The sequence below is a fragment of the Streptomyces sp. JLYT201 genome, assembly GCF_059448825.1.
The window spans coordinates 3,455,587-3,474,432 of the sequence record NZ_CM182551.1 but is presented as its reverse complement, the minus strand read 5'-3'; the positions used below and the strand labels follow the sequence as shown (position 1 = coordinate 3,474,432).

Annotated in this window: 17 protein-coding genes; 8 read left to right on the top strand and 9 right to left on the bottom strand. The window is 72.6% G+C overall.

Annotated elements, in window-relative coordinates; genetic code table 11:
• The first annotated feature begins 134 nt into the window (after window positions 1-134).
• Window positions 135-593, top strand: a complete 459-nt coding sequence (locus AC5WAM_RS13785) for a DUF2550 domain-containing protein (protein ID WP_138961836.1) — start codon at window positions 135-137, stop codon at window positions 591-593.
• A 63-nt stretch (window positions 594-656) separates the two neighbouring features.
• On the opposite strand, the gene AC5WAM_RS13780 is transcribed toward AC5WAM_RS13785, so the two are convergent.
• Both AC5WAM_RS13780 and AC5WAM_RS13775 read right to left on the bottom strand, forming a co-directional pair.
• Entirely contained in the window at window positions 657-1,328 is a 672-nt protein-coding gene (locus AC5WAM_RS13780) for a response regulator (protein WP_495522757.1), read from the bottom strand.
• Window positions 1,325-2,506 carry a sensor histidine kinase gene (locus AC5WAM_RS13775; protein WP_495522756.1) on the bottom strand — a complete coding sequence of 394 codons (1,182 nt, stop codon included), beginning with the start codon at window positions 2,504-2,506 and terminating at the stop codon, window positions 1,325-1,327. Before AC5WAM_RS13775 ends, AC5WAM_RS13780 begins: the two co-directional genes overlap by 4 nt.
• A gap of 243 nt (window positions 2,507-2,749) precedes the next feature.
• Between AC5WAM_RS13775 and AC5WAM_RS13770 the strand changes: the two genes are divergently transcribed.
• A complete protein-coding gene (locus AC5WAM_RS13770) occupies window positions 2,750-5,071 on the top strand; it encodes an MMPL family transporter (RefSeq protein ID WP_495522755.1) in 2,322 nt (773 codons plus the stop codon).
• A gap of 132 nt (window positions 5,072-5,203) precedes the next feature.
• On the opposite strand, the gene AC5WAM_RS13765 is transcribed toward AC5WAM_RS13770, so the two are convergent.
• From AC5WAM_RS13765 to AC5WAM_RS13755, 3 genes are all read right to left on the bottom strand, one after another.
• Window positions 5,204-7,063, bottom strand: a complete 1,860-nt coding sequence (locus AC5WAM_RS13765) for a glycosyl hydrolase family 18 protein (protein ID WP_495522754.1) — start codon at window positions 7,061-7,063, stop codon at window positions 5,204-5,206.
• A 212-nt stretch (window positions 7,064-7,275) separates the two neighbouring features.
• A complete protein-coding gene (locus AC5WAM_RS13760) occupies window positions 7,276-7,923 on the bottom strand; it encodes a response regulator (protein WP_495522753.1) in 648 nt (215 codons plus the stop codon).
• The gene (locus tag AC5WAM_RS13755; RefSeq protein WP_495522752.1) at window positions 7,920-9,128 is read right to left on the bottom strand and encodes a sensor histidine kinase; all 1,209 of its coding nucleotides are present in this window, start codon (window positions 9,126-9,128) and stop codon (window positions 7,920-7,922) included. The genes AC5WAM_RS13760 and AC5WAM_RS13755 overlap by 4 nt, the downstream gene beginning before the upstream one ends.
• A 170-nt stretch (window positions 9,129-9,298) precedes the next feature.
• Here AC5WAM_RS13755 and AC5WAM_RS13750 point away from each other — a divergent pair, with 170 nt between their 5' ends.
• Window positions 9,299-9,949, top strand: a complete 651-nt coding sequence (locus AC5WAM_RS13750) for a hypothetical protein (protein ID WP_495522751.1) — start codon at window positions 9,299-9,301, stop codon at window positions 9,947-9,949.
• On the opposite strand, the gene AC5WAM_RS13745 is transcribed toward AC5WAM_RS13750, so the two are convergent.
• Genes AC5WAM_RS13745 through AC5WAM_RS13735 form a run of 3 tightly spaced genes read right to left on the bottom strand, consistent with a single transcriptional unit; the run spans window position 9,946 to window position 12,144 of the window.
• Complete coding sequence (locus tag AC5WAM_RS13745) at window positions 9,946-10,518, bottom strand: cob(I)yrinic acid a,c-diamide adenosyltransferase (protein WP_495522750.1); 573 nt, start codon at window positions 10,516-10,518, stop codon at window positions 9,946-9,948. The genes AC5WAM_RS13750 and AC5WAM_RS13745 overlap by 4 nt on opposite strands.
• Window positions 10,519-10,556: 38 nt before the next feature.
• Complete coding sequence (locus tag AC5WAM_RS13740; protein ID WP_495522749.1) at window positions 10,557-11,306, bottom strand: ABC transporter permease; 750 nt, start codon at window positions 11,304-11,306, stop codon at window positions 10,557-10,559.
• A gap of 55 nt (window positions 11,307-11,361) precedes the next feature.
• Window positions 11,362-12,144, bottom strand: coding sequence for an ABC transporter ATP-binding protein (locus AC5WAM_RS13735; RefSeq protein ID WP_495522748.1), 783 nt, complete (start codon window positions 12,142-12,144; stop codon window positions 11,362-11,364).
• An 84-nt stretch (window positions 12,145-12,228) separates the two neighbouring features.
• Between AC5WAM_RS13735 and AC5WAM_RS13730 the strand changes: the two genes are divergently transcribed.
• The 4 genes from AC5WAM_RS13730 (at window position 12,229) to AC5WAM_RS13715 (ending at window position 17,413) form a co-directional block, all read left to right on the top strand.
• Complete coding sequence (locus tag AC5WAM_RS13730; RefSeq protein ID WP_495522747.1) at window positions 12,229-12,864, top strand: TetR/AcrR family transcriptional regulator; 636 nt, start codon at window positions 12,229-12,231, stop codon at window positions 12,862-12,864.
• A gap of 171 nt (window positions 12,865-13,035) precedes the next feature.
• Window positions 13,036-13,884 carry a 3-hydroxyacyl-CoA dehydrogenase family protein gene (locus AC5WAM_RS13725; protein WP_366790221.1) on the top strand — a complete coding sequence of 283 codons (849 nt, stop codon included), beginning with the start codon at window positions 13,036-13,038 and terminating at the stop codon, window positions 13,882-13,884.
• A gap of 172 nt (window positions 13,885-14,056) precedes the next feature.
• Window positions 14,057-14,380, top strand: a complete 324-nt coding sequence (locus tag AC5WAM_RS13720) for an STAS domain-containing protein (RefSeq protein ID WP_030361223.1) — start codon at window positions 14,057-14,059, stop codon at window positions 14,378-14,380.
• 342 nt (window positions 14,381-14,722) lie between these two features.
• Entirely contained in the window at window positions 14,723-17,413 is a 2,691-nt protein-coding gene (locus AC5WAM_RS13715) for an ATP-binding protein (protein ID WP_495522746.1), read from the top strand.
• Window positions 17,414-17,480: 67 nt separating this feature from the next.
• On the opposite strand, the gene nucS is transcribed toward AC5WAM_RS13715, so the two are convergent.
• On the bottom strand, window positions 17,481-18,152 hold the full coding sequence (gene nucS / locus AC5WAM_RS13710; protein ID WP_366790219.1) for an endonuclease NucS: 672 nt from the start codon (window positions 18,150-18,152) through the stop codon (window positions 17,481-17,483).
• Between the two features lie 255 nt (window positions 18,153-18,407).
• Between nucS and AC5WAM_RS13705 the strand changes: the two genes are divergently transcribed.
• Window positions 18,408-18,800, top strand: coding sequence for an SCO5389 family protein (locus AC5WAM_RS13705; RefSeq protein WP_030685118.1), 393 nt, complete (start codon window positions 18,408-18,410; stop codon window positions 18,798-18,800).
• The last annotated feature ends 46 nt before the right edge of the window (window positions 18,801-18,846 follow it).

The following is an 18,846-nucleotide window of genomic DNA, read 5'->3' as shown; positions in this document are numbered from 1 at the left end:
CAGCCGCGGCCAGGTCCGGAACCTTCCGGACCGGGTCGCGGCTGCGGCAATGCGGGTGCTTTTTCGGGTGCGGTAGTTCGGTCCGTTTCGGGAAGTCGTGTTGAGACTGTAGTGAGGCGAGGAGGTCGGTGCCGATGATCCTCGTTCTGCTCGTGTGCGGACTTGCGTTGATCGCGCTGGTGTTGCTGGGGCTCTTCGTCTTCGGCCTGCGCCGCAGACTCATCCAGCGCTCCGGCGGCACCTTCGACTGCAGCCTGCGGTGGCACGCGCCCGCTCCCGACGAGGCCCCCGACACCTCCGGCAAGGGCTGGGGCTACGGGGTCGCCCGCTACAACGGGGACCGGATCGAGTGGTTCCGCGTCTTCTCCTACGCCCCCCGGCCGCGGCGCGTCCTCGAACGGTCGGCGATCGAGGTCGTGGACCGGCGCGCACCCGACGGCGAGGAGGAGCTCGCGCTGCTCTCCGACGCGGTGGTGCTCGGCTGTCTGCACCGCGGGGTGCGCCTGGAGCTCGCGATGAGCGAGGACGCGCTGACCGGCTTCCTGGCCTGGCTGGAGGCCGCCCCGCCCGGCCAGCGGGTGAACGTGGCGTAGGCCCTGCCGGGGCTTCCCCGGTCCCGCCCCTTCCCGAAACCGGGGGCTGCCGCCCCGCGAGGGCTACTGTCCCGCGGTGATCAGGCCCGACTCGTAGGCCGCTATGACCGCCTGGGCACGGTCGCGGGCGCCCAGCTTGGCGAAGACGGCGGTGACGTGGTTCTTCACCGTGGACGGGCTGATCCGCAGCGTCTCGGCTATCTCCGTGTTGTCGTAGCCCCTGGCCATGAGGGTCCAGACGTCCGTCTCCCGGGCCGTGAGGTCGGGGCGGACGCGCTGGGCCGCCCGGGGCGGGGGCGTGGTGACGTACGCGGAGATCAGCCGGGTGAGCAGCCGCGGGGCCACCGCCGCCTCGCCGCGGCTGACGGTGTGGACGGCGGCCACCAGCTCCTCGGGCGAGACGTCCTTGGGGAGGAAGCCCGCGGCGCCCGCGCGGAGCGCGCCGACCACGTACTCGTCCATGTCGAAGGTGCTCAGGGCGAGGACGCGGCACTCGGGAAGCCCGTCGGCGAGGGCCGCGGTGGCCTCGACGCCGTCGAGGCGGGGCATGCGGATGTCCATGAGGACCACGTCGGGGCGGAGCTGGAGCGCCAGGTCGACGGCCTCGCGGCCGTCCCCGGCCTCACCGACGACGCGTACGCCGGGGTCGGCGTGGAAGATGAGCGCGATGCCCCTGCGGACCAGCGGCTGGTCGTCGGCGATCAGGACGGTCAGGGGGCTCTCGGACACTGTCAACGGACCGTCGCTCTCTCGTGGGACGTGGGGGTCTGCTCACCGGCGGGCAGGGGAAGTGTCGCAAGCACCCGGAAGCCGCCCTCGGGCCGGGGCCCGGTCTCCAGGGTGCCGCCGTGCAGGGCCACGCGTTCGCGCATGCCGACGAGGCCGTGCCCGGCGCGGCCCTTGCGGGCGGCGGTGGTGCCGGAGCCGTCGTCGCGGATCTCGACGGTGAGCAGTTCGGGCCCGTAGTCGAGGTGCACCGTGGCGCGGGCGCCGAGCGCGTGCTTGCGGATGTTGGTGAGGGCTTCCTGGACGATCCGGAACACGGTGAGGCCCAGGGTGGGCGAGAGCTCCTGGTCCGCGCCCTCGACGCGCAGCTCCGTGGCCACACCTGCTTGACGTGACTCGGCGACCACCCGGGGCAGGTCGGCGACGCCCGGCTGGGGCGCGGCCGGACCGCCCTCCGCGTCGTCGTCGGTGCGCAGCACGTCCAGGAGCTGGCGCATCTCGCTGAGCGCGAGGCGGCCGGAGTCCTCCAGGGACTTCAGGGCGTCCTGGGCCAGGGCCACGTCGTGCTGGACCACCTTGCGCGCGCCGCCCGCCATCAGCTGCATGGCGGTGATGTGGTGGGCGACGATGTCGTGCAGCTCGCGGGCGATGCGGCGGCGCTCGGCGGCCACCGCGCCCGCGGCGAGCAGCTCGCGGTGGACGGCGAGCTGCCGCTGCCACTGGCGTGCGACGAAGCCGGCGGCGACCGCCATGCCGACGCCCACCACGTCCGCGACGACCGCGCGCACCGGGTCCTCGTCCTCGCCGATCCCGGGCACCTGGAGCACGATCAGGGTCACCACCCCCGCGATCACCGCCGTGCGCGCGGGCCGTTCGAGAGCCACCGAGAACAGGGCGACGACGAGGGAGATGGACAGGCCGTACGCGTTGGCGGCGAAGCAGCTGATGAGGGTCAGGTTGACGAGCACGGCGGCCAGGGCGGCCAGCGGGTGGCGCCGGTGCCAGACCAGGAGGACGGGGAACAGGAAGTGCAGCGCGAAGACGCCCGCGCTCCAGTTCACGCCGTTGGTGCCCACGTTCAGCGTGTACGCGGTGAGGTCGAGGACCAGGGCGCCGAGCGCCACCTGGACCTCCCGGCGGCTCGGCCACCGAGTGCCGGGCCGCGGCGGGTGGCTGCGCGCGTGCATGCCGTACTGACTCCTTGCCGGGGGGACGTGTGTGTCCATTCCAGTCTGCGGGATCGGCGCGGGCGTCATCCTCGGGGCGGAGTGCCCGGCTGGGAGCAGGGTCCTGGTCGGGCCGGGGAGCCGTGGCCCTGGTCCCGGGGCGGTTTCGTCGCAGCGGTCGAGGTGATCGCGGGGCCGGCGGTGATCTTCTGGAAGGGCCCGGTGGGACCGGGCTCCACCCCACCTGCCGGAGGAACCGGAACCATGCTCAGATCCCTGACGGCGTGCACCACACGCCATTCCTGGAAGTTCATCCTGCTCTGGTCGGTGGTCGGCATCGTGCTGACCCTCTTCGGCCAGTCCAAGATGTACAGCGTCACCGAGCCCGACGTCGGCAACTTCCTGCCGAAGTCCTACGACTCGGCGGCCGCCCTGCACATCGCCGAGGAGGAGTTCGGCGCCAAGCCCGACGGCAACGCCGTCACGATGCTCGTCGCCCGCGAGGACGGGCGCAAGATCGCCGCGGGCGACAGCGCGCGCATCGACAAGATCGCCGCCGGGCTCGGCAAGCACCGCTTGAAGATGGAGAATCCCGAGGACACGCCGTCGTTCCTGGTGACGGACCACTCGCAGCGGCCGGTCCTGCGGCCGATGGCCGACGCGCCCGACAAGTCGTTCCGGCTGGTCTCCGTCTCGCTCAAGGGCAACCAGAACGACCCCGCGCTCCAGGACGTCTTCCGTGACTTCCGCGACCGGGCCGAGAAGGAGTTCGACCGGGCGGACCTGCGCACCGGCTTCACCGGTGGCCTCGCGGACCTCGTCGACACGGCGGACGACCAGGAGGACACCGAGATGCTGGTCGGGATCCTGACCATGGGTCTCATCATCCTCCTGAACGTCCTCGCCTTCCGCAGCGTCCTCGCCGCCCTGCTTCCGCTGCTCGCGGTCACGATCATCGGCGGCGCCGCGACCGGCGCGGTGGTCGGCGCGGCCATGCTGTTCGACTTCAAGCTCGACCCGTCGACGCCGTCCCTGATCACCGTGGTGCTCCTCGGCATCGGCATCGACTACTTCCTGTTCCTGCTGTTCCGGTTCCGCGAGCTGCTGCGGGCCGATCCGGCGGCGCGCCCCCGGGACGTCGCCGCGGAGTGCGCGGGCCGGGTGGGCGCGGCGATCGCCTCGGCCGCGCTCACCATCGTGGCGGCGTTCGCCACCCTGGGCATCGCCAGCTTCGGTCAGTTCAAGGTGCTCGGCCCGGCCATCGCGGTGTGCGTCCTGGTGATGCTCGTCGCCAGCCTCACCTTCATGCCCGCACTGCTCGCGGTGTCCGGGCGCAAGATGTTCTGGCCGTCGCGGTCGCTGCGCAAGGAGCCGCGCCCCGGGATGAGCGCGCGGCTCGGGGAGCGCGTCGCCCGGCGTCCGTTCCTCTTCGTGGCCGCCAGCGTCGGACTCCTGGTCGCGCTGAGCGCCGGCGCGCTCGGCATGAAGATGGACTACGGCACGGACGCGGGCCCCGACGACACCCCCGCCGCGGTGACGGCCAAGGAGATATCCAAGGCGCTGCCCGGCGGCGTGGACAGCCCGCACACCGTGTACGTGGCGGCCGGCGGCGACGGGGCGAAGAAGGTCACCATCGACCGGGCGGGGCTCGAAGGCCTCACCAAGGACCTGAAGGCCGTCAAGGGCGTCGGCCGCGTGGCACAGCCGGTGCTCAACAAGGAGCACACGGCCGCGAAGGTGGACTTCTACCTGTCCGTGGACGTGCAGTCGCAGCGGGCCCGTGACGTCGTCTCCGACGAGGTGCGGCCCGTCGTGGCCAAGGCGGCGCCGCCCGGCACCGAGGCCCATGTGTCGGGCCAGGCCGCGATCTTCTCCGACATCTCCGAGGCGGTGTCCAAGGACCTCAAGGTGGTCTTCCCCGTGGCCGCCGCACTGATCGCCCTGATCCTGGTGGCCCTGCTGCGCAGCCTGCTCGCGCCGCTGGTGCTCATGCTCGCCATCGGGCTCGGCTTCACGGCGACGCTCGGGTCCGGTGTCCTGGTGTTCCAGCACCTCCTGGACCGGCCGGGCGTGTCCTTCACGCTGCCGCTCGTGCTGTTCCTGTTCGTCGTCGCCCTCGGCACCGACTACAACATCCTGATCAGCGACCGCATCCGCGAGGAGATGGGGCGGCCCGGCTCGGCACGGCAGGCGGTGGCGGCCGCGGTGCGGCACACGGCCCCGGCCATCGTCACCGCCGGTGTCGTCCTCGCGGGCTCCTTCGCGAGCCTCGCCGTGAACCCGTCCCCGGCCACCCAGGAGATCGGCCTCGTCACCGCGCTCGGCATCGGCCTGTCGTCACTGGTCCTCTCCATCGTCCTGGTGCCCGCGGTGGTGGCGATGCTGGGCCGGGCGACGTGGTGGCCCGCGCGGTCGGGCTGCGGCTCCGGCGGCGCGCACGGCGGCCGCGGCGGCTCTGCGCACCGGGCGTCCGCACCCGCGCAGTACGCGGCGTACCCGGGGCCCTACCAGCAGCAGGACCCGCACTACGGGCAGCAGTACGGCCCGGAGTACGGCTCGGAGTACGACGCGCGGCTCCGCCGCTGACGGGCGGGCGCGAAGAAGCCGGGGAGGCGGGGGGCGTTCCCGCCTCCCCGGCTTCGTCATGGCCCCGGCCGTGTCAGGGGGCGGAGCACGGCCGGGGTCGCCGAGGGGGTGCCTCGGGTTCTCGGGGGAGGGTCACTTCAGGCCCTCGTGGATGGCGGTCACCAGCTCGCCGTTCGCGGTGTCGCCGCTGAACTCCCAGAAGAAGGCGCCGCCCAGGGACTGCTCCTTGGCCCAGGCCATCTTGGCCCGGATGGTCGCCGGGGTGTCGTACGACCACCAGTTGGTGCCGCAGTGGGCGTAGGCCGTGCCCGCCACGGTGCCGTTGGAGGGGCAGGAGTTCTTGAGGACCTTGTAGTCCTCGATGCCCTGCTCGTACGCGCCCTGGGCGGGTCCGGTGGCGGTGCCGCCCGGCTCCTTCTGCGTGACGCCGGTCCAGCCGCGGCCGTAGAAGCCGATGCCGAGCAGGAGCTTCTTGGCCGGTACGCCCTTGGCCTTGAGCTTGGCGATCGCCGCGGCCGAGTTGAAGCCCTGCTTGGGGATGCCCGGGTAGTCGGTGAGCGGGGAGTGCGGGGCCGTGGGGCCCTTGGCGTCCCAGGCGCCGAAGAAGTCGTACGTCATCACGTTGTACCAGTCGGCGTACTCGGCGGCGCCGCCGTAGTCGGCGGAGTCGATCTTGCCGCCGGGTGAGGCGTCGGCGGTGATGGCGGCGGTGACGAGGTTGTTGGCGCCGAACCTGGCGCGGAAGGCCTGCGTCATCGTCTTCATCACGGCCGGGCCCGAGGTGTCACAGCTCAGGCCGCACGCGTTGGGGTACTCCCAGTCCAGGTCGATGCCGTCGAAGACGTCGGCCCAGCGCGGGTCCTCGACCAGCTTGTAGCAGGAGTCGGCGAACGCCGCCGGGTTCTTCATGGCGTCGGCGAAGCCGCCGGACCAGGTCCAGCCGCCGAAGGACCACAGCACCTTGATGTGCGGGTACTTGGCCTTGAGCTTGCGCAGCTGGTTGAAGTTGCCGCGCAGCGGCTGGTCCCAGGTGTCGCCTACCCCGTCCACCGACAGGTTGGCCGGGACGGCCTTGTCGTAGTCCGCGTAGGAGTCGCCGATCGTGCACTTGCCGCCCTGGACGTTGCCGAAGGCGTAGTTGATGTGCGTGATCTTCTCGGCGGAGCCGGAGGTCACGAGGTCCTTGACGTTGTAGTTGCGCTGGTAGATGCCCCAGTTGGTGAAGTAGCCGAGCTTCACCTTGGCGCCCGGGTCGGGGCCGGGGCCGCCGCCGGTGGTGCGGACCTTCACCGCGGCGCTGACCGGTCCCGTCTGGTCGGCGGTGTCACGGGCCTGGACGCTGTACGAGTAGTCGGTGCCCGCGGTCAGGCCGGAGTCGGCGTACGTGGTGCCGGTGACCGTGGCGACCTTGGAGCCGTCGCGCAGCACGTCGTAGTTCTTGACGCCCTTGTCGTCGGTGGCGGCCTTCCAGTCCAGCTTCACCGAGGTGTCGGTGACGCCGGAGGCGGTCGGGGTGCCGGGGGCCGAGGGCGGGGCGTCGCCGGGCTGGCCGCCGCCGTCGCAGCTCTCGCCGTTCAGCTTGCAGCCGGAGGGGTTGCCGTTGCCGCTGCCGTTGAACCCGAAGGAGACCGAGGCGCCGGGGGCGAGCGTCCCGTTCCAGCCGAGGTTCTTGGCGGTCCAGTGGTCGGCGGAGTTGGTGATGGTGGCGTCCCAGCCGGAGGTGACCCGGGTTCCGGCGGGGAAGTCCCACTCGACGGTCCAGCTGCTGATCGAGGCGGTGCCGGTGTTCTTGATCGTCCACTTGCCCTCGAAGCCGGCGCCCCAGTCCTGGGTCTTCTGGTACGTGGCGGTGGCCCCGGCGGCGGCCGCCTTCGGCGCGGCCGAGGGGGACGCCTGGGCGGATCCGCCGAGGGCGACCAGGGTGGCGAAGGGGAGCAGCAGGGTGGTGAGCCCCGCTGTCAGCCGGTGTCTGGACCTGAGTTCGACGCGCAAGGTGTGCTCCTGGGGGTAGTTCCTCGCTGGGAGTGATGGAACCGGTGGAACCCTGCGACGCCCATGAGCACGTTGTGCACGTTCTGTGCCCACCGCAGTGCGGCGAGAATAGAAAGGTCTGGACCAACGGTCAAGAGGTTCAACCACTGGCCGAAAAGGGGCAGTTGGGACGGATCAGCCCGCCCGGCGGGTCCGGGCGGGCCGCCGCGCGATCAGACTCCCAGCTCCTGGGCGAGCACGGCCGCCTGCACCCGGCTGCGCAGCTCCAGCTTGCCGAGCAGGCGGCTCACGTGCGTCTTCACCGTGGCCTCCGCCATGTCGAGGCGGCGGGCGATCTCCGCGTTGGACATGCCCTCGCCCAGGCAGGACAGGACCTCGCGCTCGCGCCGCGTCAGGGCGTCGAGGACCGCCGGGTCGGGCGCGTTCGCGGAGCGCACCGGGCGGGGCGCCGCGAACTCGGCGATCAGCCGGCGGGTGACGGCGGGCGCGATCAGGCCCTCGCCGCGCGCCACCGTGCGCACCGCGTCGAGCAGCGCCTTGGCCTCCGTGTTCTTCAGCAGGAAGCCCGACGCCCCCGCGCGCAGCGCCCCGAAGACGTACTCGTCCAGGTCGAACGTCGTCAGGACGAGCACGTCGGCCAGCTGCTCGGCGACCACCTGACGCGTGGCCGACACGCCGTCCAGGCGTGGCATCTGCACGTCCATCAGGACGAGGTCGGGCCGCAGCTCGCGGGCGAGCGCCACGGCCCGCTCGCCGTCCGCGGCCTCGCCGACGACCTCGATGTCGGGCGCGCTGCGCAGGATCAGGACGAGGCCCGCCCGCACGGCGGACTGGTCCTCGGCGACGAGGACACGGATCATTCGGTCACCTCTTGGTCTGCGGGGTCCACGGGCAGCCGGGCGGCCACCTGCCACACCTTGCCCGCGGGCGCGTCGGGGTCGGCCTCCGGGCCCGCCGCGAACGTGCCGCCGAGCAGCGCGACGCGTTCCTGCATGCCCACGAGCCCGGCGCCGGAGCCCGGCGCGCGCGGCCCCGGCGTGTCCCCGTACGGGCTCGTGATCCGCACGCACAGGGCGCCCCTCGGTCGGCTGAGGGCCACGGTGACCCGGCCGGGGGCCGCGTGCTTGAGCGCGTTGGTCAGCGACTCCTGCACGATGCGGTACGCGGCGAGACCGACCGGGGCGGGCAGGGCCTCGCCGTCCGGGGCGCGGGTGTCGTCGAGGGTGACGTCCAGGCCGTTGGCGCGCGCGTTCTCGACCAGGGAGCCGAGCCCGTCCAGGGTGGGCGCCACCGCCGACGCGGCGTCCTTGGAGTATCCGCTGGAGTCCCGCAGGATGCCGATGAGGCGGCGCATCTCCGCGAGGCCCTCGACGCTGTTCTCCCGGATGACGGTGAGCGCGTCCCGGGTGGTCCGCGGGTCGTCGAGGGACAGCGCGGCCGTGGAGTGGATGGCGATGGCCGACAGGTGGTTGGCGACCATGTCGTGCAGCTCGCGGGCCATCCGGGCGCGCTCGGCGGTCACGGCCTGGGTGCGGTCCACCTCGGCGAGCAGCGCCGTCTGCTCGGCGCGCAGCCGGGCCATCTCGGCGGCCTCCCGATGGCTGCGCACGAGGACGCCGGTCGTCGCGGGTGCGAACGAAACCAGGGCGGTGACGGCGCCGATGAGCAGCGCCTCCGCCTCCCGGAACCAGGCCAGGAAGCCGATCGTCATCGCCACGGTGATCAGCCCCGTGGTGATCGGGATGCGCCGGGCCGCCGCCGGGGTGCCGTACAGGACGGCCGCGTACACCAGGTCGGTGAACATCACGACCGTCGCCAGATTGCCCGGCGTGAACTGGTCGGCGATCAGCGCCAGGGTGCCGCAGGCCAGGGCGGTCTGCGGCGCTGTCCGGCGCAGCAGCTCCAGGCCCGTCATGACGAACAGCGGCACCAGCGTCCACCCGTTGCCCAGGGGCCGGTCCATTTGCATGTGCAGTCCCAGCGACCACAGCGTGATCCCGGCGACGAGGCTGGCGGCGGCGATGCGCACGTCGACGACGTCGGGGCGGGGGAGCGGCAGCGGCATGACTCCATCCAACACGGCCCGCGGCGCCCCGGCCTCCCTATGCCGGGGGAGGCCCGGGTACATCGAAGGATGCACCCGCACTTCGTCACTGACGACGACGATCCCCGGCCGCGCGGCCGGGAGCCTGGAGGGGTGACAGGGAAGAACAGCGCCTCCAGGAGGAACGAGCCGTGATCGTCACTCTGATCGTCCTGTGTGAAGTGGGCTTCTGGGTGCTGCTCGCCGGCGGCCTCGCCCTGCGGTACTGGGCGAAGATGCCCCGCACCAGCGTGGCGGTGCTGCTCTGCGAGCCGCTCCTGGAGGTCGTCCTGTTCGTCGTCACGGCGATCGACCTGAAGAACGGCGCCGAGCCGGACTGGAAGCACGGCCTGGCCGCCGTCTACATCGGCTACTCGGTCGCGCTCGGCCACTACACGATCACGTGGGTGGACGTCCGCGTCGCCCACCGCTTCGCGGGCGGCCCCAAGCCCGTCACGCCGAAGTACGGGTGGCCGCGCGCGCTGCACGAGTGGAAGCTCGCCGCCCGCTGGGTGCTCGCCGCGGTGATCGCCATGGGCCTGCTCCAGGGCGCGATCTGGTACGTCGGCTCCGACGGCGAGACCGGGTCGCTGCGGATGTGGCAGCAGAAGATGCTCTGGGTCATCGGCATCAACCTGATCATCGCGGGCAGCTACACGCTCTTCCCGAAGCGGATCCCGGCCCCCGGCCCGCAGGAGACGGCCGGGGAGAGCCCCGTAGCGGCGCGGGGGACCGCGCGATCGGCCACGGCGGATTCGCGGGCGGGCGACGGCCCGGCACGGTATGCCCGGCGCGGTGGCTAGCGCTCGCCGCCCGGCACCCACAGCACGTCCCCGACCTCCTTGTTCGCCGTCCTCGCGAGGATGAACAGGAGGTCGGAGAGGCGGTTGAGGTAGGTGGCGGTGAGCGCGTTCATCGTCTCGCCGTGGGCTTCGAGAGCGGCCCACGTGGAGCGCTCGGCGCGCCGCACCACCGTGCACGCCTGGTGCAGGAGCGCCGCGCCCGGCGTGCCGCCCGGCAGGATGAAGCTGCGCAGCTTCTCCAGGTCCTCGTTGAAGCGGTCGCAGTCCGCCTCCAGCTTGTCGACGTACCCCTGCTCGACGCGCAGCGGCGGGTACTTCGGGTCCTCGACGACGGGGGTGCACAGATCGGCGCCCACGTCGAAGAGGTCGTTCTGGACCCGGGTGAGGACCGCCACGACCTCCGCGTGGAGGCCGCCGAGCGCGATGGCCGTGCCGATGACCGCGTTGGCCTCGTTCGCGTCGGCGTACGCGGAGATCCGCAGGTCGGTCTTGGCGGTCCTGCTCATGTCGCCGAGGGCGGTGGTGCCCTGGTCGCCGGTACGGGTGTAGATGCGCGTCAGATTGACCATGCGGCCAGGGTAGGTGAGCCGGCCGCGCCGGACGGGCGTCAGGACCCGGCGGAGCGGACGACCCGGGTGCCGACCGTCACGGCGGCGAGCGCGAAGCCGACGGCGACCAGGACGCCGTACAGCATGTGCGCGCTCGCGTAGTCGCCGACGTACGCGTCGCGGACGGCGTCCACGAGGTAGCGGAACGGCGTGAAGTGTGAGAGCACGTCCAGCCAGCCGGGGCCGAGCGTCATCGGCAGCATCAGGCCGGAGAGCAGCATGGACGGCATGGCGAGGCCGTTGACCGTCGGGCCGAACTCCTGCGGGGTGCGGACCTTGAGGGCGAGGGCGTACGAGAGGGCGGCGAGCGCGACGGTCAGCAGGGCCACGAACGCGAAGCCGATCAGGATCCCGGCGAGCGGCGCCCGCAACCCCATCGCCAAGGCGGCGAGGACGAGCAGCACCGCCTGGAAGACGAAGAGCGCGGCGTCCCGCAGCAGCCGCCCGAGCAGCAGCGCGAGCCGGCTGGCCGGGGTCACGCGCAGCCGCTCGACCACGCCCCAGCTGTTCTCCAGGATGAGTGCGAAGCCGCTGAACGAGGCGCCGAACAGGCTGAGTTGGAGCAGCAGGCCCGGCACGAGGACCTGCCAGGAGTCGCCGTCGGCGGCCAGCGGCAGATCGGTGAGGAGCGGGCCGAAGAACAGCAGGTACAGCAGGGGCATCAGGACCCCGAAGAGCATCTGGAAGCGGGAGTTCAGGGTCTGGCGGGCATAGCGCCGGAACAGCAGCGCGGTGTCGTGCACAAGCATGGCGGTATCCGGGGTTCGACGGGCCGGTGACGGCGGGCTCGGGAGGGGACGGGGGTCAGACCGCGACCGGCGCGGTGTCCACCGGGGCCGGGCCGCGCCCGGTGATGGCGAGGAACGCGTCCTGGAGCGTGGCGTCGGGCGAGCCCGCGTGGCGCTCCTTGAGCGCGGCCGGGGTGCCCTCGGCGACGACCACGCCCCGGTCCACCACGACGATCCGGTCCGCGAGGGCGTCGGCCTCGTCCAGATAGTGCGTGGTGAGGAAGACCGTGGTGCCGTGCTCGGCACGCAGGCGGCGCACCAGCGTCCACAGGTCGGCGCGGCTCGCGGGGTCGAGCCCCGTGGTCGGCTCGTCGAGGAAGAGCACGGCGGGCCGGTGGACGAGCCCGAGCGCGAGGTCGAGCCTGCGCCGCTGGCCGCCGGAGAGCGCGGCGGTCCTGCGGCCGAGCAGCTCGGTGAGGCCGAGGTCGGCCGCCAGCTCCGCGGCGCGGGCGGCCGCCTCGGGCTTCGACAGGTGGTAGAGCCGCCCCTGGAGGACGAGCTCGTCGCGCACGGTCTCCTGCGGGTCGACGCCGCCGGACTGGGCCACGTACCCGATCCGCGCGCGCACGCCCGCCGGGTCCCGCAGCAGGTCGTGGCCCGCGACGGTGGCGGCGCCGCCGGTGGGCGGCAGGAGCGTGGTGAGCATCCGCAGCGTGGTGGTCTTGCCCGCGCCGTTCGGCCCCAGGAAGCCGAGGATCTCGCCGGGCTCGACGGTCAGGTCGATGCCGCGCACGGCCTCCACGGGACCGCTCTTGGCGGCGAAGGTCCGGGCGAGCCCGGCCGTACTGATGATTGCCATGAGGACCACAAAAACAGAGTCACTGAAATTTTGCAATGCCACCAATTTTTCATGGACCCCCAGAACAGCGCCTAGGATGAGGCCATGGCAGAGGGGCTCAGGGAGCGCAAGAAGCGGCAGACCAAGCAGCGGATCTCGGACATCGCCACCGGGCTGTTCCTGGAGCGCGGCTTCGCCGCCGTGACCGTCGCCGACGTCGCCGAGGCGGCGGACGTCTCCGTCAACACCGTCTACAACTACTTCCCGGCCAAGGAGGACCTCTTCCTCGACCGGGGCGCGGACATGGCCGACCGGCTCTCGCGCTGGGTGCGCGGCCGCCGCACCGGCGAGTCCGCCGCCGACGCCGTCCTGCGCGAGCTGCGCGGGCTCGTCGAGGGCGTCTCGCCCACCATCGGACTCTTCGCGGGCTACGCCGACTTCATGCGGGTCATCACCGACTCGCCCGCCCTGCGCTCACGGCTGTGGGCCTTCCAGCAGGAGAGCCTGCGCGACCTGGAGACCACCCTGCGCGCGGAGGCCGGCCCCGGCGGCCATCTGCCCGACCTCGTCGCGGGCCAGCTCCACTGGGTGCACGCCGGCGTCCTGGCCTGGATCGGCGCCGAGATGGGCAAGCGCCGCGACCCCCGCGAGGTCTCCCGCGAGGCGCTCGTCCTCATCGACGAGATGGAGGACCTCCTCGGCGAACGGGTCCTCAACTACGCCGTCCGCGAGGCCTCCTGACGCTTCGCGGGCCCCCTTCCGGCCCGCCCCGGTGTGATGTCCGTCAAACCGCACGTGGCGTGCGTCTCTTCACCGCCCCACGGCAGCTCACGAGCGCTAGTGTCCGCTGGAGAGCGATACGTAAACAGCGTGTAAGCGCTCCGTCATACGCCAGGCAAGGGGAGTCGTAACGTGGCACGAAAGCTCGCCGTCATCGGAGCCGGACTCATGGGGTCCGGCATCGCCCAGGTCTCCGCCCAGGCGGGCTGGGACGTGGTCCTGCGCGACGTCACCGACGAGGCGCTGACCCGGGGCACCGACGGCATCAAGGCCTCGTACGAGAAGTTCGTGAGCAAGGGCAAGCTCGACGCCGCGGACGCCGAGGCGGCTCTCGGCCGCATCACGACCACCACCGACCTGGACGCCGTCGCCGACGCGGACGTCGTCGTCGAGGCCGTCTTCGAGAAGCTGGAGGTCAAGCACGAGATCTTCCGCACGCTCGACAAGCTTGTGCGGGACGAGACCGTGCTCGCCTCCAACACCTCCGCCATCCCGATCACCAAGATCGCGGCCGTCACCGAGCGGCCCGAGCGGGTCGTCGGCGCCCACTTCTTCTCGCCGGTGCCCATGATGCAGCTGTGCGAGCTCGTCCGCGGCCACAAGACCAGCGACGAAACCCTCGCCACCACCCGCGAGTTCGCCGAGTCCGTCGGCAAGACCTGCATCGTCGTCAACCGCGACGTCGCGGGCTTCGTGACCACCCGCCTCATCTCCGCCCTCGTCGTCGAGGCCGCCAAGCTCTACGAGTCTGGCGTCGCGACCGCCGAGGACATCGACATCGCCTGCAAGCTCGGCTTCGGCCACGCCATGGGTCCGCTCGCCACCGCGGACCTCACCGGCGTCGACATCCTGCTGCACGCCACCGACAACATCTACACCGAGTCGCAGGACGAGAAGTTCGCCGCCCCCGAGCTGATGCGCCGGATGGTTGACGCCGGTGACATCGGCCGCAAGAGCGGGCAGGGCTTCTACAAGCACTGAGCACGAACACTGACGTGCTGTCACTCCGAGGGTCACCCCTCGGAGTGATTTCGGTATCGGTTCGCTTACAGACGGCAACTTCCTCACCCACGTGACAGTCAGTTGCTGTGACATACGCAGACGTCCTGCGGCACGGGCGTCACACACGACACGGCACTCTCGGGGAGCGCATATGCACATCAGGGGCGACCAGGCCCAGCTGGTCGTCGGGGGACGCCTCGACGTACGCAGCGCGGCGGACGCCCGTACGGTCCTGCACTCGGCCGTCGACGACGGGGCCGGTGACCTGGTGCTCGACCTGTCCGAACTCGACTCGTGGGACGCCACGGGACTCGGCGTCATCATGGGCGCGCACCGGCGCGCCGGGCGGTGCGGACGCAGGCTCGTCCTGCGCGGCGTGCCCCCGCAGATGCAGCGCCTGCTCGTCGCCACCCGACTGCACCGCATCCTCGCCATCGAGGGCGGCATCGGCGTCGAATCGCTTCCTCGCGTGTGACGAGCGGCCCCCGTGCGTGCCGTGCCGCGCGGTCCTCGCGCGTGCCGTGCCGTCTTCGTACGTGACGCGTCGTCTTCGTGCGTGACGCGTCGTCCTCGTGCGCGACACGCGGACAAGGGGTGCGAGCGGTGCGGGACGGCATCACTCGCGCAATCCTCACGAGACTGTGACGTCTCGGGCGGGGCGGTACCCCGCCCTCCGCGGAGATACTGAAGACGGTTTAGGGTTCGGTCCGCCCGACGATTGACGAACCCACACGGGGGCACCGGACCAGTAGCGACAGCGCGGTGTGCCCAAGGCCGGAGGGGGCTTCGCACACGACGCATCTGGGGGGCTTGGACCATGGACCCGACGAACCGGGGACCGGAGGAGCACGGCCGCGACTACGCGGGCCGTGACGACCACGAGGGCCGCGAGAGCTACCAGGGCCCCGACGGCTACGAGAGCCCGGACGCCTACGAGAGCCCGGAGGGCTACGAAGGCCGCGACAGCTACGACGCCGACGTGCCCGAGGCCCGCGACAGCGGCGCGGCGCGGGAGAACCACCCGCCGCTGCACGACGCGTCGACGGGCCCCGCCGGCGCGCACGGCCCCGGCACACCCGGCCTCGGCACCCCCGCGCCCGCGCCCGTGCGCGCCGTCCAGCTCTTCTCCGGCGACTTCCTGCTCACCGTCAACCCCATAGACGGCAGCGAGATAGAACCCTGCCCGCCCGGCGAGCACCCCGACCGCCCCCGCAAGTACACCGCCGCCGAGCGCGCCGAACGCCGCGCGGCCGCCCTGCCGCCCGTGCCCGCGGGCCCCGCCAGGGCCCGCCCCCCGCTCCTCGAACGCCAGGAGGAGCGCGAGCGCCTGGTGCGGCTGCTCGCCCGCGGCCGCTCCGTGCGCCTGACCGGTCCCGCGGGCTCCGGGCGCACCGCGCTGCTCGACGCCGTCGCCGAGGACTGCGCGGACCTCGCCCCCGACGGCGTGGTCCGCCTCTCCGGCTACCACCGGACGCCCACGGACCTCCTGTACGACCTGTGCGCCGCCGTCCACGACACCCGGCAGTACCGCCCCGACCGGGCCCTGCTCACCGAACTCGTCGGCGAGATAGGCGCCGTCGTGGTCCTCGACGACCTGGAGTTCGGCGGCGCCGCGCTCGAAGAGCTCCTCGACGCCACCCCCGAGTGCGCCTTCCTCGTCGCCGCGACCCCCGACGTCGCCGCGCCCGCCCCCGAGTCGCACCTAGAAGAGGTCTTCCTCGGCGGCCTCGGCCGCGGCGCCGCCCTGGAGCTCCTGGAGCGCGCCGTCGGCCGCGTCCTCACCGACGACGAGGCCGACTGGGCGGGCGACCTGCGGTTCGAGTCCGAGGGCCTGCCGCTGCGCTTCGTGCAGGCCGGGGCCCTGCTGCGGCAGCGCGACAGGCTGCGCGCCGACCCAGCCGCCTTCCAGGACTTCGCCGCGTACGACGCCCCGGACGCGGCGGCACCCGGGGACGACGTGCCCCTGCCCTCGCTCGCCGACGCCGCCGCGCCCGCGGCCCTGCTCGCCTCCCGGCTCAGCCCGTCCGCGCGCGCCGCGCTGCGGTTCGCCGTCGCGCTCGGCGGGGAGCTGCCGCACCCGGCCCATCTGCCCGCGCTCGTCGGCGACACCCACGCCGACGCGGCGCTCGCCGAGCTCGTCGACTGCGCCCTCGTGACCCCGGTGGGCGGGCACTACCGGCTCGCCGCCGGAGTCCGCGTCCAGCTGGAGAGCGCCGGGTACGCCGACGACGCCGCCGCGCACGCGCAGTCCGCCGCCCAGCACTACGCCTGGTGGTCCGGGCACCCCTCGGTCGCCGCCGAGCGCGTCGCCGCCGAGGCGGACACGGTCCTCGCGGCGCTTACCGCCCTCGTCACGGCCCGCGGCGGGGCGCCCGCCGCCCCGGGCGCCGTCGCCGACGAGCCGTCCGCCGCGGTGCTGCTCGCCCGCACCGCCGCGCCCGCCTTCGCCGCCGGGCTGCACTGGGGCGCCTGGGAGCGGGCCCTGCGCGCGGGCCAGGAGGCGTCCCGCACCGCCGGTGAGGTGGCCGAAGAGGCCTACTTCCACCACGAGTTGGGCATCCTCGCGCTCTGCGGCGGGCGGCTCGACCGGGCCCGTGCCGAACTGGAGGCCTCCATCGGCCTGCGCGGCGCCCTCGCCGACAAGCGCGGCATGATCGCGGGTCGCCGGGCCCTGGCCCTGGTCGCCGACCGCTCCGGCGGGGTGTTGCCCGGGGGCCGTACCGCGGCGGGCGAGGAGGTACCCGACGCCCGGTCCGAGGAGTCCGCTTCGCCGCCCGGCGGGGTGCCCGCCGCCTACGGGCCGGCGGTTCCGTCGGTGCCGACCGCGTCGCCCGACGAGGCGGAGACCGTGGTCACCCCGCAGGCCGCACCGGTTCCCCGGTCCGCGCCCACCCGCCGCGCCATCCTGCGCGGCACGCGCCGCAACCTGGTCGCGGCCGGGGCGGGCGCCCTGCTCGTCGCCGTGCTGGGCACGGTGGTGACGCTCGGCGCGACCTCCGACAACAACGACGGGCCGCACCACAAGGTCCGTACCGACCAGTCGGCGAGCGCGGACGACGACGGCGACGGCATCGGCGCCGACAAGCCGGGCGACGGCTCCTCGCACCGCCCCGCCGACCCGGGCGGGGATGGCGTACCGGGCACCGCCGACGACGCGACGCCGCGCGGCGGCAGCGGCGCTCCGTCGCACACCGGCGGTGACGGCGGCGGGACGAAGAGCCCCTCCGGCGAGCCCAGCGGCAAGCCGTCGGGCCGGCCCACCGACCGGCCGACGACGCAGCCGCCCACGTCCAGGCCGCCGACCACGCACCCGCCGACGTCCCGGCCCCCGACGTCCAGGCCGCCGACCACGCGGCCCCCGACGTCGCGGCCGCCCACGTCCCAGCCCCCGACGACGCCGTCCTCGCCGAACACCTCGAACTCGGCGAGCGGCCCGGTGACGTCCTCGGCCCCGGCGAGCAGCTTCAGCTCGGCCTCCGACACGGCCCCGGGCCCGTCGACCGCCTGAGCGCGCACGTCGAAGAGGGGGTGGACCCGGCCGGGTCCACCCCCTCTTCGACGTACGGCGGTGGAGGTCAGAAAAGCCGCAGCTTGTCGTCCTCGATGCCGCGCAGCGCGTCGTAGTCGAGGACGGTGCAGCTGATGCCCCGGTCCGTGGCCAGGACGCGGGCCTGCGGCTTGATCTCCTGGGCGGCGAAGACGCCCTTGACCGGCGCGAGGTGCGGGTCGCGGTTCAACAGCTCCAGGTAGCGGGTGAGTTGCTCCACGCCGTCGATCTCGCCGCGGCGCTTGATCTCGACGGCGACGGTCCCGCCGTCGGCGTCGCGGCACAGGATGTCGACGGGCCCGATCGCCGTCATGTACTCGCGGCGGATCAGCGAGTATCCCTCGCCGAGTGTCTCGATCCGATCGGCGAGCAGTTCCTGAAGGTGTGCTTCCACGCCGTCCTTGATGAGGCCGGGGTCCACGCCCAGTTCGTGCGTGGAGTCGTGCAGCACTTCCTCCATCGTGATGATGAGCTTCTCGCCCGCCTTGTTGATGACGGTCCACAGATGGGACTCGTCGCCCGTGCCCTCCTTCAGGGTGCACGGCGGCGACATCCAGTTGAGGGGCTTGTAGGCCCGGTCGTCAGCGTGGATGGAGACGCTGCCGTCCGCCTTGACGAGGATCAGGCGGGGGGCCGACGGGAGGTGGGCGGTGAGCCGGCCCGCGTAGTCCACGGAGCAGCGGGCGATGACGAGACGCATGGTCGGCAACGCTACTCGACAGCGGGACGGTCCTGCGAATCGCGGGCCCCGGGGACCGCGCGGGGGCCGTGGGCCGCACCACTTGTCCGGCGATGGACCCGTTCGAACCTGGCCAGTTATCCGCCCAATCTCCTGGTGCCCTCCACGGGCGTTGCCTACCGTATAAGCAGGAGGTCGTCACGCGTGCACGCTGCGTATGCGGACTCCTTCCCTGCCCGTAAGCCCCTGCTGCTCGGGGGTGCGAGAGGAGAACCCATGTCGCTCGACGTCTCACCGGCACTGTTGGAACAGGCCGAGCGAGGCGAGGTCGACGAAGCTGCCTTCGTCGACTGCGTCCGGACCTCCCTGCCTTACGCATGGGAGATGATCAGCTCCCTGGTGGCCCAGCTCAAGGTCGACGGCGGTGAGTTCGCCGACAACCAGACGCCGCCGCCGGACGAGCAGGCGCGCGGCCAACTGCTGCGCGCGCTCGCGAGTGACGCGATCCGCGGCGCCCTGCAGCGCCACTTCGGGGTACGTCTGGCGTTCCAGAACTGCCACCGGGTGGCGGTGTTCCCCCTGGACGCCTCGGCGGACGACAGGCTGGCCAAGTTCACTTCGATCCGCGGCCAGCTGCTGAACCAGTCGCCCGAACTGCGGGACTGCTGAGAACTGTTGCTGCCGCTCCGTACGCGGGAGGTGTTTCAGTACCGGA